Here is a 14,334-nt window from a genome sequence, read left to right on the forward strand (position 1 = left end):
CCAGCGACTGCCGCTACGGCCCGGTGTTCCGCAAGGTGGACCGCTGGGGGACGATCGAGAGCCGGGCGCTCACGCCCGAGGCGGTCGGCACCATCCTGAAGCGGCGCGCCGAGGCGGCGGGGCTGGCGATCGGTTCCCTGGAACGCCTCTCGGCGCACGGGCTGCGGGCGGGCTTCGTGACCGAGGCGTACAAGGCGGGCGCGCGGGATGAGCAGATCATGGCCCATACCCGCCACCGCGACCTCAGGACCATGCGCGGCTACGTCCGTCGCGCCAAGCTGCTGACCGAGAGCCCGGTCAAGCTGCTCGGGCTGTGAGGCGCGCGATGCTCGATGGGCGGACAGGGCAGGGGACGGATCTGCCGGACGCGGTCTCGGACCTCGCGTGAGGCGCCCTCGCCGTCATCGGGCATGGCCTGACGTGGCCGCCATGCGCCACAAGGACCTCGGTCCGTGGCTCGCTGGCATCACGCCGCGGCCACGCGTCGGCAGCGTCTCGGTGCTCGACGGCTATCTCACCGCCAGGGTGATCGGCCTCTGTCACGTCCCGCCCGAGGAGATGTTCGCCGACCTGCTCGGGCTGCATGGCGACATCGCCACCGTCCATGGCGAGGGCCTGGCGGTCATCATGGTCGTCGTGGAGCGCTTCAACGCCATCGGCGAGACGCTCTCGACCAGGCCGGACCGGCTCACTCCAATCTTCGAACATGGCGCGGACGGGCGCGTGCGGGCAGGGCCCTGGTGCATGGGCTTCCTCGCGGCCATGCGGCTGCGCGACGCCGCTTGAGCGCCTTTGCGCGACCTGCGGCGAACGGACCAAGGGCTGCCGTTCCCGATCCTGCTGCAGTGCTTCGATGCAGAAGGGAACCCCATGCTGGGGCGGCCGCGGAAAGGGCCGCGGACGACGGCCTTCCTGCGCGAAGCTTGGAGAGCCATCCCGCTCGTCATCCCGGCCTTGCGGAAGTTCTGGATGCCGCAGCGCACCCGCGCGCTGGACAGCGCATGGTGCGCAGCACAAAGGGGCGCTCTGCTTTTGGGGACGGGGCCGACGTTGCGCCCGACACCGGCATGCTGAGCCTGCCACATTCTGACTTGGCTGTACCATCGCCAGCGCATTACCGGCGACCCGGTCATGGTCACGGATTTTCAAAGGCGCGCGACCCAGGGCTGGGCTGGCTGGACTTCTGATCGGCCGAGAGCTTGGAAAGATCCGCTCGACCTGCTGCTCGAGGTTGTTCGGGCCCAGCAGGTCCCGCTGACATGCGTCTCTTTCCGCCGTACTCACCGAGCAGTTCGTCGCCGCGGCGGAGGAGGTCATGGCGCAGCGGACGGTGCCGCCGTTGCGGGCGGCCGAGTGGACCATCGTCGTGGCTACCGGCATTCAGCCACAAACCTTGCATCAGAACCGTTTGTCCGCGTAGCACGGACAGGCCCTGAGAGGAGCGGATTGCGTCCGGCCAAGTGGTCGGACCACCGTCCAGGGCGACGCGGGCAATGCCTGCCATCCGGCGGAGGGGTGAACGTCCATGACCAGGTCCGTTCTCGTCATCGGCGGGGGCATCAGCGGCCTCGCGGCGGCAAAGGCGTTCCGTGCCCATGGCCATGCCGTGACAGTGGTTGAGAAGGCGGACGACCTCGGCGGTGTCTGGGATCGGGCCCGCTCCTACCCCGGCGTGAAGACGCAGACCCCGCGCGACATCTACGCCTACCCCGACTTCCCCATGCCGCGCGATTATTCCGAATGGCCCTCCGGCGCGCAGGTCCATGCCTACCTGTCGCGCTACGCTGATGCGTACGGGCTGCGCCCGCTTATCCGCCTCGGGACCGCGGTGGAGGCGCTGACGCCTGTCGCCGGTGGGACGGAAGGCTGGACGGCGCGGCTGCGCGACCCCGGCGGCAGCGTCGGCGCGGAGGAACGCTTCGACCGGGTCGTCGTCGCCACCGGCCAGTTCAGCCGGCCGAACAAGCCCGTCTTTCCCGGTCTGGACGCCTTCACCGCGGCAGGCGGAGCGCTCCTCCATTCCTCCGAGCACTTGGACGCCTCGCGCGTGGCGGGCCGACGGATCGCCGTGCTCGGCTTCTCCAAGAGTGCAACGGACGTCGCGGTCCACGCCGTTGAACAGGGTGCCGCCGCCGTCGCGCTGATCCACCGCGCCGTTGCCTGGAAGATCCCCTACTTCTTCGGCGGCGCGCTGAACTTCAAACGCATCCTTTACACGCGCCTTGCCGAGGCGATGTTCCTCCCCTTCGACGCTTCGCCGGCGCGGCGCGCAGCCCAGCGCCTCTTCGCGCCGCTGACCTGGGCGAACTGGCGCGCGCTGGAAGCGCTGCTGACGCTGCAGTTCGGCCTCCGGCACCTCGGCTTGCGCCCGGCCGAGCAGATCGAGGAAACGATCCACTGCGCACTTGGGGTGGAGACGCCGGGCTTCTACCGCATGATTGCCGATGGCCGCATTCGCGCGCTGCGCGGCACGATTGCAAGCTATAGGGAAGACGGGGTGGTCGCCTCAGGCGGCGAGAAGATCGACGCAGACCTCGTTATCCTTGCGACCGGCTGGCACCAGGAGTTGTCCTTCCTGGCGGAGCCGGAGCACGCGCTTCTCGTCGAACCGGATGGGGCGTGGCGCCTCTACCGGCAGATCGTCAACCCGCGCCTGCCGAACCTTGGCTTCGTCGGCTTCAACTCGAGCTTCGCCACCACGCTCTCGGCCGATCTCGGCGCGCGCTGGCTCGCGCGCTACTGGGACGGCATGCTCGCCCGCCAGCCTACGGCGCCGGAGATGGAGGCGGAGATCGGGCGGTCGCTGGCCTGGCGACGGTCTGAACGGCCCGCTGCGGCCGGTTATGGCGGCCTCTGCGTTGCGCCCTGGCACCATCGCCATTTTGCCCAACTGTTGGCCGACATGGGCGCGCGCACACGCCCGGCGAACCCGGTTGCGGCCTGGCTGCTCCCGCTCGATCCCGCCGTCTATGGACGGCTGCTTGAGACCGCACCGCCACCCCGGCCGGCGGCTCCGCCGGTGCCTGAGCCGGAGCAAGTCCCGGCCTGACGCTCAGCCGCCGCGGCATGCCTGGGCCAGCCTTTCGGACGGGACCGTCCCGAACCGCCGCCTCGGCTTGCTGCCCGCCCCGATCCTGACCTCCCGTAGCAGGCGCTTTGGCATTGTCAGGTTGTTGAGCCGACGCTCGCCCCGAGCACGGTCACGGCTGCCGTCTCCTTCATGCTGCGAGCTGGACGCGCGTCTCCTTCCGCCACAGCTGGAAGGCTCGGGCACGAGCGCGCCGATATTGATCAGCGGTCATCAGACATCGTCGTGGAGGAAAGTGGCCCTAGATCATCGAGTGGGACGACAGAAAGCGCTGCGCCTGGTCGGTCGACTTGAACCGCTGCATCTGTCGCTCTCGGCGCCCCGTCGGCCGGTGCGAGTTTTCGGCGCGGTTGTTCAGGTAACGCCTCGTTCGGTGCTTCACCTCGAGCAGCATCTCTCGGTGCGCGACCCCGTAGCTGCGCAGGCCATCGGTGACAAGGCGTTTGGGCTTGTACTTCATGTCGACGAGCAGGCGCTTGAAGAAGCGCTTCGCCACCGTGGCAGTCCGGCGGTCCTGCACCAGGATGTCAAGCACCGCGCCGTGCTGATCGACGGCGCGCCAGAGATAGTGCAGCTGGCCACCAATCTTCGGGGACACCTCATCAAGGTGCCAGGTATCGCCCGGCTTGGGCCGCCGCTGACGGAGCGTGCGGGCGAAGTCCGCGCGGAACTTGCGGCACCACTGCCTGATGCTCTCGTGGGTCACGCCGATGCCCCGCTCCGCCAGGATCAGCTCCACCTCGCGTAAGCTCAGGCCGAAGACGTGGTACAGCCAGACGGCGTAGCCGATAATCGCGGCCGGGAAGCGGTAACCGGGGTAGGTTGCGGGCTCGGGCGTCGTGCCGCTATCCTGACCCGTCTCCTTCGGCGAAGCCAGGAGCCGTCAAGTTGGCAATGTCCCCTGTCGGCCTTTCCGCAGGCCACAGCGGCTCATCCGTCCTGACCTGCCGTGATGGCCAAGCGCACGGCCTCGGCGAAGCTACGGCAGCCCAGCTTATCCATGATCGCGGCGCGATAGGTCTCGACGGTGCGCGTGCTCAGGCCGAGTTCGTGCGCGACGACCTTGTTCGGGTGGCCTTCAACCAAGCCCTTCAGCACCTGCCGCTCCCGCGGCGACAAGGCCTTCACCCGCTCGCGGGCACGCGCCTGCGCGGGGTCGCCGCATCGATGGATACTGGCCTGAGCAACTGCGTCAAGCAAGCGCTCGGGCGCGAAGGGTTTCTCGATGAAGTCGACGGCGCCCGCCTGCATGGCACGGACCGCGAGCGGGATATCGCCGTGGCCGGTGATGACCACCACCGGTGGTACGTCTCCCGCGCGACGCAGATGCTCGATCAGGGTGATGCCGTCCATGCCTTCGCCGAGCCGCATGTCAACCAAGACGCAGGTCGTGCCACTCGGCACACCGGCTGCGAGAAGGGCTTCGGCATTGGCATACTCCGCGGCATTGCGGCCGTCGGTTGCCAGCAGGCAGGCAATCGAATCGCGCATCTCGTCGTCATCATCAACGATGACGACCTGACCAGGCACACCGCTCACGCTGACATCTCCACGGGCTCGGCTGCCACCTCGCCATCGGCGAGGCGCGGCAGGGTAAAGGCAAAGATCATCCCGCCATCCGGGGCGGTACGGGCGGTGATGCGCCCGCCATGCGCCTCGACAATGGCGCGACAGATCGAGAGCCCAACACCCATCCCCCCAGGTTTGCTGGAGTGGAAGGCCTCGAACAGGCGGGCAGCGCTCTCGGGCGGCATGCCTGGGCCGGTGTCGGTCACCGACACCTCGGCCTGACCGCTGGCATTCATGCCCACGCTCACCGTGAGACGTTGTTCGTGGCGTCCGGGCTGGTCTCGCATGGCCTCAATCGCATTGCGCACCAGGTTGATCACCACCTGCTGAATCTGCACCCGATCCAGCATGGCCAAGCCGGTGGCCGGGTCGGTCACGATGACAGGTGTCTGCAGCCCGGCCTCCGGCGTGCCCAGCAGCACCATCTCGACAGCTTCCCGAACCACCTCAGCGACCGGTTCGACGGCGCGCTGAGGCTCGCGGCTGCTCAGGAAGTCCCTGAGGCGTTGCAGCACGCTGCCGGCGCGCAGGATCTGCGATCCCGCCCGATCGAGCATGCGGGTCATCCGTGCGCGGCCAGCCGGATCGAGAGGCGGACCCTCGGCATCGCCGAACAACCGCACCGCGGTGCCGAGGTAGTTGCTGGCCGCGCCGAGCGGCTGGTTCAGCTCGTGGGCAATGCCGCTGGCCATGGCGGCGATGGTGACCCGCCGCGCCATGTGCTGCAGTGTTCGCTCTGCCTCATGCCGACGCGCCTCGCTGGCGAGGCGGTCCGCCTCGGCCAGACGCCTCGCGGTGATGTCGGCATTCATCCCGACCCAGCCGCGCAGCTGTCCGTCGGCGTCGAGCAGCCGGCAGGCGCGTGCCTCGGTCCAGCGATAGCCGCCGTCCCGGTGGCGGAGGCGGTACTCGTAGGCATAATCGGTGCCCTGCGTCATGCACGCCCGCCACCGGTCGACCACTCGGTCCCGATCCTCGGGATGGATGGCATCCTGCCAACCCCAGCCAAGCCATTCCTCGTGGGTCTGCCCGGTAAAGGCGCACCAGCTCGGCGATGGCTCGCGGGTGCAACCCTCGACGTTGCAGGTCCAAACGACCTCGGCTGAGGCCTCGACCAGGGCGCGAAAGCGCGCCTCGCTCAGCCGCAACTGCGCCTCGGCTTGCTTGGACGCGGTCAGGTCGATCAGCACGCCCAGGCCGCGCAGGGGCCGGCCCGTCGGATCGCGCTCGATTCGGGCGCGGGAAATCAACCATCGCTCGCTACCCCCGGGCGCCGGCATGGCGGCGCGGAAGGTTGCATCGTATGGCGCTTCGTTCTCCACAGCCCGGCGCCAGGCCTCGGCCACTCCCGCCCGGTCTGCGGGGTGGATGCTCTCGGCCCAGCTCTCTCCGGTGTCGTCCAGATGGTCTATGCCGAGCAGGGCGGCAGCCTCGGGTGACCATTGGCCCCTGCCGGCTAGCAGATCCAGCTCCCAGGTGCCGATACCGGTCCCGGTCGTCGCCAACCGCAGCCGCGCCTCGCTCTGCCATCGCGCCGTCTCCGCAGCCTTCCGGCCAGCAATGTCTTGAACAACTGAGATGAAGTGCAGTGGCGAGCCGTCGGCGTCACGGCACAATGACACGGTGAGCTCAATCCACAGCACCGCGCCATCCTTGCGACTGTAGCGCTTTTCCATGTTGTAGGATGCGATCTCGCCGCCGAGTACTTGGCGAACATTGTCGAGGTCGGCATCGAGGTCGTCGGGATGGGTAATGTCCTGGAAGCTGAGTGCCAGGAGCTCCGCCTCGGAGTAGCCGAGCATGGCGCAGAGCCGGCCATTCACTCGCAGCCAGGAGCCGTCGAGCCCGACATGGGCGATGCCGACCGCAGCCTGGTCGAAGGTGTCGCGGAACCGCGCCTCGCTTTCGGCCAGTGCCGCCGCCGCCCGCATCCGCTCGGCCTCCACCTCCTGTGCAACTGTCACATCCTGAACGGTGCCCATCATCCGTACCGGGAGACGACCGGTCGGCACCCGTGGGTCCGGCTCGAAGAAAGCGCGACCGACGATGCGGAGCCACCGCGCTCGACCGTCGGGAGCATCCACGCGGTAGGTGCAGCAGATCTCGTCACGCGTCTCGGCGGGGTCGAGCGCCCTTGAGATGGTCGACCTGACCAGGGGCTGGTCCTCGGACCAGAGCAGGGCCGGCCAGACCTCGCGGTTCGCCGCCGCCTCGGCAGACAGGCCATGCAACGCCCGGCAGCGGTTGTCCCATTCGAGGCTGCCGCCATCCGGCCCGACCTCCCAGCTCCAGGTGCCGAGATCGGCGGCCTCCAGGGCCAGGCGAAGCCGTTGCTTGGTGCGCATCACCTCGGTGACATCGTGCCTGATGCCGACGATGCCGAGCACCCGGCCAGAGCCCAGCTCCCTCCAGGGTGCCCTGGTCGTCTGGAAGATCCGCGGCGTGCCACTCGCCGCGACGGGCAGAAACTCCTCGGTTGTGCTGGTCACCTTACCGTTCAGGACTGCCCGGTCCTCGGCCGTGAGGCGCTCTGCGACCATTGGCCAGAGCTCTGTATCGGTCAGGCCCAGAACGCTGTCGCCCGGGCGGTCGAGCACCGTTGCGGCCGCACCGTTGACCAGCACGTAGCGGCCGTCCAGATCCTTGACGAAGACAGCATCGGACGTGGCGTCGAGGACGGAGCGCAGTAGCGCTCCCTCCTCCTCCGCCAGGTCGGCTTGCCGGCGCAGCATGCTGGCTGCCCATTCGACGGAGCGTCGGAGCGACTCGAATTCCGCGATGGGCAGCGGCTCGGCGGTCCGCTCCAGGTCTGCCGTCTCACCACGGGCTACGTCCCTGGCCCGCGCTGCCAGCGTCGCCAGGGGGCGGATCAGGCGGCTCGCCATGAGCCGGGCGCCGAGAATGGCGAGCAACAGTGCGAGGGCGCTGCCCGCCAGCAGGTAGGTCAGCGGGCGCTGCCAGGCGGCCCGCGAGGCCGCTTCGGTGGTGGAGGCCACGACCGTCCAGGACGGGGTGCGCGGCAGGCGCTGGAAGGCTAAGATGGACGGCTGTCCCGCAAGGTTCGTGCCCGAGTAAATCCCGCCCTCCCGGTCCGCGATGCTCAGGAGGTACCGATCCGGCACGGAGCGTCCGACGAAGCGTCCAGCGTCGGTCGACCGGGCGACGATCCGGCCCTCCGCATCCACGAGCGCCACGATGACGCCATCAGGCACGCGGTGCTCGGCCAGCTTGCGGGAGAGGCCCGCCGCGCTCAGCACCGCCCCGATGCTGCCGAGAGCAACGCCCTCCCGCCGCAGTGGCACCGCCAAGTGTACCGCGGGATCGGCCTCCGACACCGTGTCGACGGTGCTCAGTACAGACTGGCCGATAGCCTCCGCCGTCTCCACGGCCGGTCGGAACGCGGCTGGCGGCGGGATGGCGGGGGTCTGGCCGAGGGGCAGGTCGCTGTCGAAGCGCAGCGCGCGGTCCGGCGCCGGCCCACGCAGTCTGAACCGCGTGCCGAGGCGCGTCCCCAGGAGCTGGCTACGACTATGCAGTTCGACCAGGGCCTCGTCACCATCATCGAGCCGAACGACCGCAGCGGCCAATAGCTCAGCCGCAGCCCTGCTGCGCTCAATCTCGGCATCCATCGCCAGCGCCATGGCGTGTGCCGTGTGCTGGAGCGTCTGCTCGAAGCCCTGCCGATAGGCCCGAAGCGCAATCACTGTCGCTGCCGCGCTACCGAGGGCGAGGGGCAGGAGCACGCAGAGAACCAGGACGACAAGGTAGCGGCGCAGACTGGGCAGGCGCTGGCCACCGCGCGTGGCGGACGGGCTAGGCAAGGAATGGCCTCCGGCAGGGAGCCTGGGGCAGCGCCCCCGCATACTGCCTGCCTCCCCCAGAAATCTTCCCCGTTCATCTACGAGGGTGCGCCGGTGAGGCCCTGGCTGCTACGGGTCGCAAAGCAACCGAAAGGGGCTATCGCCGGAGATCCCGGCGCGGCCGCATCCCGAGATGCCGCACATTCCGCTAGGCCGCCAAGGCCCCACAGGGCCGCCGGTCGTCGTCATGCTCTACCGTGAGATGGCCAGGATCGCGCAGGAGCTCGCCTGCTGGGGCCTGACAGATGTGGCCCACCGGCTCCAGGCGCTGCGCCGTCCGATGCTACATGAGGCGAAGCGAGCCTGCCGGACTCCGGCGGAACTGCTCTGCATCCTCACCCTGATCACGGCGGAGGAGAAGCGAAGCGGCTTGTGCTCCAAACGGGCCGGAGGGCGCCACTTGGATGGTGCGTGGCAAGCGCAGCCTCAGGAGTGGCTATCTGGCGCGCCAAACCTCGATCCCGAGCATCGAAACGGCACGGTTGGGCTGGCAGACCGCGTTCCTGGACCAGACAAGCCTGCGGACCAGTCGGCAATCGCGGTGCTGCACCGCGAAATGGGCCAACTCGCAGAGGCCATGCTGCAGGCGAGGGTGTCCAGTTGCGCCGTCCAGATCGGAGCGCTGCAGGCGATGGCGCCGCTGGAAGCGCAGCGGACCGCTCGGGGTCGGGATGCGCTGCGGAGGGTCGAAGATCTGCTGACCAGTGTTGAGCGGTGGAACCGAGTTAGCATCGCCGAATAGTAGAATTACAGGATCGCTGTGCGTCGGGGAATGCTTTAGGCCGAAGGACATTCGCAGGCACCTCCTGCAAAGGTGGCAGAACGCCTCCAACGCCCCATGAATACGTTGCAATCTCGGCACGGCGGCCTTTGGCGGTCGAGGATAAGAAGATGATCAGCGCTGCAAGTCCGTTCCTGGAAACCAAGCGTCTCCAGATCCTTCGCTCCTACAGTGTCCTCGACACGGCGGCCGAGGCGGCGTTTGACGAGTTGGTGGAGCTCGCCGCGAAGGTCACACAGAGTCCAATCGCGCTGGCGTCCTTCGTCGACGCCGACCGCCAGTGGTTCAAGGCCAAGCACGGGCTTTGCGCGGTGCAGACGCACCTCGACGAGGCAGCCTGCGCCCACGCCATCCTGCAGCCGCATCAGATGCTGATCATCGAGGATGCCACGACCGACAGTCGCTTTGCCGACAGCCCACTGGTCACGGGTGCGTCGGGCATCCGCTTCTACGCGGCGGCACCGCTGATCAGCAAGGAAGGCCTCGGCATCGGCACCCTCTGCGTCATGGATCACGTTCCGCGCAGGATCGGCGAGAGGCAGTGTGCCAAGTTGCTCGACGTGGCCCGGACAGTGAGCGTGATGCTGGAGGTCCGCCGGGTGGCGAAGGTGGGCTACTTCATGGCGATGACTGGGGCGCAGCCCAGGACGAGCGACACGGCACGCAGAATGCTGTCCTGACAAGACGCGCCCGCAGCGGCTGCGCGTAGAAACGCGTCCGCCGACGCTATGCTGCCAAGCCACCAACGCTTGAGCTGAATCGACGCGTCCGGTGTGCTCGCCATCCTACCAGCCAGCCTCACGGACGACTCCAAGCATGGAGCCTGGGACGAACTACATCAGCCAATCCCGCGCGATAGGGCTGTCGTGCGCTTTTCGTCCCCCCGGCATCCGTCTTCGAGCCTTTCAGCTGTCGGTCGCCTTCGGATCGAGCGTGACTCTGTAACCTAATTGCCGAACGAAACGAGGCACACCCCGCCTACCTTTTATCAAATAAGAGATTCACTCGCTCGTTAACGCAACCCAAAGTAGTTTTACGGGGAGACGTAAGGTGGAGTACGGCTGGAGACTTGACGCGGTCACCATGGGGGCCCTGGAGGGGCTGCGCAGCCTCGATCAGGCCATCAAACGGGAGACGGTGAGGCCTGGAGGTGACCTCATTCATCTCGCGGTACAGCGGCAGTCCTCTGTTCTGCATCCGCCCCGGCCGGCAGCCAAGGCTGCCTTCGACCTGACCGGTTCGCTCCGCAGAGTAGTTTCGGATGCTTTGGGCGCCACTCGCGCGGCGAGACGAGGCGCCATGGACATGTCCGAGCTGCTCGACCGCGTCGCCGACCGCGTCACCCGGATCAAACGGGCCGGGGTGGCAAGCGCCGGCGACCAGGCGGCGGTCGACAGCTTGCTGTCGCAGCTCTCCGACACCGTGGCGGGGGCTGGCTACAACGGCACCAACCTACTCAAGGCGGGTGGATCCGTGTGGATGCCGAGCCAGGACGGCCTCCCGGACCGGCTCGTGACCTCCCGCTCTCTCGAGATGGTACCCGACGGTGGCCTCGCCATGCTGCAGGGCTTGTCCGTGCTGGACGCAGGCACGGCCGCGGTCCAGGCCGCCGCTGCGCAAGCGGCGAGCGCCGCCCAGGTTACCGCCGATGCGGCAACCGCCGCAGCGTCGGCCGCCCAGGCTGATGCCGCCGCGGCTGAAGCTGCGCGCCAGGATGCGGGCACGACAGCAACCGCGAATGCGGCCGCAGCGACCCAGGCGAGTGCGGACGCCGATGCGGCAGCCACCGCACTGAAATCAGCCTCGACAGCGGCTGTGGCTCCGGATGCCGCATTGCAGGTCGCGCAGTCGGACTATACTGCGGCGCAGGCGACACAATCCTCCGCCGCCGCGGCGGCCGCCTCCGCGAATAGCGCACTGGCCACCGCACAGTCGAGTTACGCTACGGCGCAGGCAGCGCAAACCTCTACGGCCTCCGCCGCGGCCTCTGCAAACGGCGCGTTGGCGACGGCTCAGGCGGACTACGCGACCGCACAGGCAGTTCAGGCCTCGGCCACGGCGGCGGCCACATCCGCGACCGCGACCCTGGCGACCGCGCAATCCGACTACGCCGCGGCGCAGTCAGCGCAGGCGGCCGCTGCCACGGCGGCAGCCACGGCCCAGAGCAACGCCACGGCGGCGCAGGCTGCGAGCACCACCGCCGCGGCCGCAGCCACCGCAGCGACCACGACACGGCAAGCTGCCACGGCTGCGGTCGCGGCTGCGACCAACACCATCACCGCGGCGGCCCCGAGCATCTCGACGGTGTTCAAGAACACCGGCGATGGCTACCAGTCCTACGTCTTCGACGTGGGCACCCAGTTTGGTCTGGGGTCTGTCACCCTCAAATTCACCAACAACGGCACAAGCAAGAGCCTGTCAGAGTCGTTCTTTATCAGTGTGAGCAACGACAGTCTTCTTGCGCAGGTGAACTCAGATAACACCTGGAAGAGCAACTACATTCAGGCTCGGAAGATATCCACTGGTGCGCTAGAGTTCTACGTTACCGACCCCACCAAGGTGACGTCGATCGCGTTCGACGCTGATGGCGCGTTCACCGTCTCGGGCATTGCGCTGCCTCTGAGTCTTCTGCAAACGCAGGGCCAGCACGTCTCCGCGACCTTGAACGCCAATGCTTTGCAGCTCGGCTCAACCTTCGATGTCGCTTATCGGAGTGGTGGCGTCGTCAAATACGCCCGCCTCGAGGTGATGGACGGCAGCACGGGCAGCTCCGCGACATCGTCGGACGGCACGCCGACCTACGCCATCAGCAGCTCAGTGCTGGGCGCGAGTGCCAGCACCCAGGCTGCCGAGATCGTCAAGGCGTTCAAGTCCATCTCCGGCCTCACCGCATCGGCAAACGGAGCCGAACTCACCTTTGATGCTGTCAGCACCAGCGGTACGGATGGGGTGCTGAAGGTCACGCCTGGCGCTCGTCTGGCCACGACAGCATCGGCCGCGACCCTGGCGGCAGAGACTGCTGCGGTGGCAGCCGAAGCCGCCGCTAATACAGCGGCCGCGACGGCCGCGTCGGTGGCCACCGCAGCGCAGGCCACCGCCACGACCGCGAACGCCACCCTGTCGACCGCCAATGCCACGCTGGTCAGCAAACAATCTGCGCTCGGCACGGCACAGGCTGCTTCGACCACAGCAAATGCCACTCTTTCGTCCGCCGACGCAACCCTGGCTAGCAAGCAGTCCGCGCTCGCGGCTGCCGGGAATGGTGCCGCCACGGCAAGTGCGGCCAAGGCCACCGCAGACGCGAACCTCTCCACCGCAACCTCGGCCTTGGGTGCGGCTCAGACCGCAGCTGACACAGCGAATGCGGCTTTGACAGTCGCAAACACGAACCTGAGCACGAAGGCCACATCGCTGAGCTCGGCACAGGCGGCCGCCGCAGGTCCTGACGCTGCCTTGGTTACAGCGACGCAGACAGCTACTGCAAAGGCTGCCGCGGCGACAGCCGCTCAGGCTGCAGCCGCGGCTGCTGCGGCTGCGCTCGCGCAGGCCACCACCACGGCGGCAGCCAAGTCGGCGGTCGCCACGGCGGCCGCCTCCGACGCCGCGTCCAAGCAGGCCGCGGCGGTTGCTGCGCAGCAGGCCCTGGCTGCGACCGCGACGGCTTCTGGCAGCACCCAGTCAGCGGGCGCGATCGCGGGATGGGACGCGGTACAATCCCGCATCCTTGCCGCCAAGGGTGTCGTCAGAGCCGCCTTGGACTACTTCAATGCAGAAGAAGACGATGCCCTTTCACGATTGTCCATGCTCGAGAGCGGCGACGCAAGCGGAGCGGACCTGTCATCCACGGGAGCAGGGGCGGAAGGCGGGACTGACACCGTGACCTACGGAAACCTTGAGCGCCTGCGAGCCATGCTGGCTCAGCGCGACGCTTTTGCTTCCGGCATACCGACCACGAATGGGAGCATGGAGACCAGTTTAGGGCTCCTCAGACAAGCCGCGCAGACAACGCGGGAAGCGGTCAGCAAAACAGGGGAACTCCCCGTAACCAGTGCTCGTGGAACTGTACACGACGATCAAACCGACGGCAGCCACCCTGTCGTGCTCGGCGCAACAGACCGCAAACTCGCAGCCGCCGCTTACCGCAGCAATGTCGTCATGATGAGGCCGGCGCGTGCGTCCTCAGCCTTTGGCGCTGAGATGAGCGTACCCTCCGATCTCACCGATCCGGCAGGCCTTCGTGTCAGATCCGCCAACGGACGTTGAGGCCGTGCCAACCTCGTGGTCGCGAGGAGGAATGAGTCCATAGGCACTGCTCAAGCGATTAAGCCAAGTCTGCGATCTGCCATGGTCATCGTGTGCAGGCTGCTATCATCAAGGACACAGTCTAGTCTTACCAAAATCTGCAGCTGCTGGAGAGATGTCGAGCACACCGGGACAGATTACTGCAACGGACCAAAGATGAATTCGGTGTTTGGTATGCTCGGATTTGTGGTCAATCTGTCAAGTTAAACCCGAGAAGGAGATATTCATGGATTGGGTAGATGCTGAAACAGCCCGAGTGCTCGAGATAGCAGATGAGCTTGGCTGCTCTCTGGCCATAGCAACGCGGCTGGCGCTGCGTGACAGACTCACCGCGGCGGTGACGGAGGCGCGGTCGTTGGACGACCTGCGGTCAGCACTCCTCACGCTTGTAGAGTTCGCCACCGCCCCGCTCACCATAGCCGAGCAGAGGATTGAGCCACGACTGCGGATTGGAGATGAAAAATTTGCGATGAGATGAGGCGGGCAGATTTGACCATTCCGGTTTCACCGGAGAAAGCTTGGCTTGCGTTGTTTGAACTCTGCTGGTGTACCCGCCGGAGTGAAACCGACCCGGTCGCCGGTTGAAGGCGGACCCAGGTTTTAGAGCGTCTAATGCTTTGTTGAAAGGCTTATGCGGCCTCTGCGAGGATCATGAGGTTGTGGGTGAGGACGCGGAGGACGAGTTCGCGGGCCTGGGACGCGTCGCCGCGCGCGGTCAGGGCTGATCCGAGGCG

The 14,334-nt window shown here is 67.3% G+C and carries 8 protein-coding genes and 2 pseudogenes; 7 read left to right on the forward strand and 3 right to left on the reverse strand.

What is annotated here, in order from left to right; all coding sequences use genetic code 11:
* The 3 genes and pseudogenes from E2C05_RS20750 to E2C05_RS20760 all read left to right on the forward strand — a co-directional run.
* Positions 1-317: pseudogene (locus E2C05_RS20750) on the forward strand (site-specific integrase); the annotation flags it as partial.
* Positions 318-429: 112 nt separating this feature from the next.
* The gene (locus E2C05_RS20755) at positions 430-786 is read left to right on the forward strand and encodes a UPF0149 family protein (protein ID WP_133221568.1); all 357 of its coding nucleotides are present in this window, start codon (positions 430-432) and stop codon (positions 784-786) included.
* Between the two features lie 739 nt (positions 787-1,525).
* Positions 1,526-3,049, forward strand: coding sequence for a flavin-containing monooxygenase (locus E2C05_RS20760; RefSeq protein WP_133221569.1), 1,524 nt, complete (start codon positions 1,526-1,528; stop codon positions 3,047-3,049).
* 169 nt (positions 3,050-3,218) lie between these two features.
* On the opposite strand, the pseudogene E2C05_RS20765 reads toward E2C05_RS20760, so the two are convergent.
* From E2C05_RS20765 to E2C05_RS20775, 3 genes and pseudogenes are all read right to left on the reverse strand, one after another.
* Positions 3,219-3,965 (reverse strand): annotated as a pseudogene (locus E2C05_RS20765) (IS6 family transposase).
* A gap of 53 nt (positions 3,966-4,018) precedes the next feature.
* On the reverse strand, positions 4,019-4,627 hold the full coding sequence (locus E2C05_RS20770; RefSeq protein WP_240046810.1) for a response regulator transcription factor: 609 nt from the start codon (positions 4,625-4,627) through the stop codon (positions 4,019-4,021).
* Positions 4,624-8,400 carry a PAS domain S-box protein gene (locus E2C05_RS20775; RefSeq protein WP_158292266.1) on the reverse strand — a complete coding sequence of 1,259 codons (3,777 nt, stop codon included), beginning with the start codon at positions 8,398-8,400 and terminating at the stop codon, positions 4,624-4,626. The genes E2C05_RS20770 and E2C05_RS20775 overlap by 4 nt, the downstream gene beginning before the upstream one ends.
* A 304-nt stretch (positions 8,401-8,704) precedes the next feature.
* Here E2C05_RS20775 and E2C05_RS20780 point away from each other — a divergent pair, with 304 nt between their 5' ends.
* The 4 genes from E2C05_RS20780 (at position 8,705) to E2C05_RS20800 (ending at position 14,078) form a co-directional block, all read left to right on the forward strand.
* Positions 8,705-9,259, forward strand: coding sequence for a hypothetical protein (locus tag E2C05_RS20780; protein WP_133221571.1), 555 nt, complete (start codon positions 8,705-8,707; stop codon positions 9,257-9,259).
* Positions 9,260-9,408: 149 nt separating this feature from the next.
* The gene (locus E2C05_RS20785) at positions 9,409-9,978 is read left to right on the forward strand and encodes a GAF domain-containing protein (RefSeq protein WP_133221572.1); all 570 of its coding nucleotides are present in this window, start codon (positions 9,409-9,411) and stop codon (positions 9,976-9,978) included.
* A 370-nt stretch (positions 9,979-10,348) separates the two neighbouring features.
* Positions 10,349-13,561 (forward strand): hypothetical protein, encoded by a 3,213-nt coding sequence (locus E2C05_RS33230; protein WP_158292267.1) that lies wholly within the window; start codon positions 10,349-10,351, stop codon positions 13,559-13,561.
* A gap of 265 nt (positions 13,562-13,826) precedes the next feature.
* On the forward strand, positions 13,827-14,078 hold the full coding sequence (locus tag E2C05_RS20800; RefSeq protein WP_133221574.1) for a hypothetical protein: 252 nt from the start codon (positions 13,827-13,829) through the stop codon (positions 14,076-14,078).
* Positions 14,079-14,334 lie beyond the last annotated feature (256 nt).

It is taken from the genome of Paracraurococcus ruber (assembly GCF_004353985.1).
GTDB lineage: Bacteria > Pseudomonadota > Alphaproteobacteria > Acetobacterales > Acetobacteraceae > Paracraurococcus > Paracraurococcus ruber.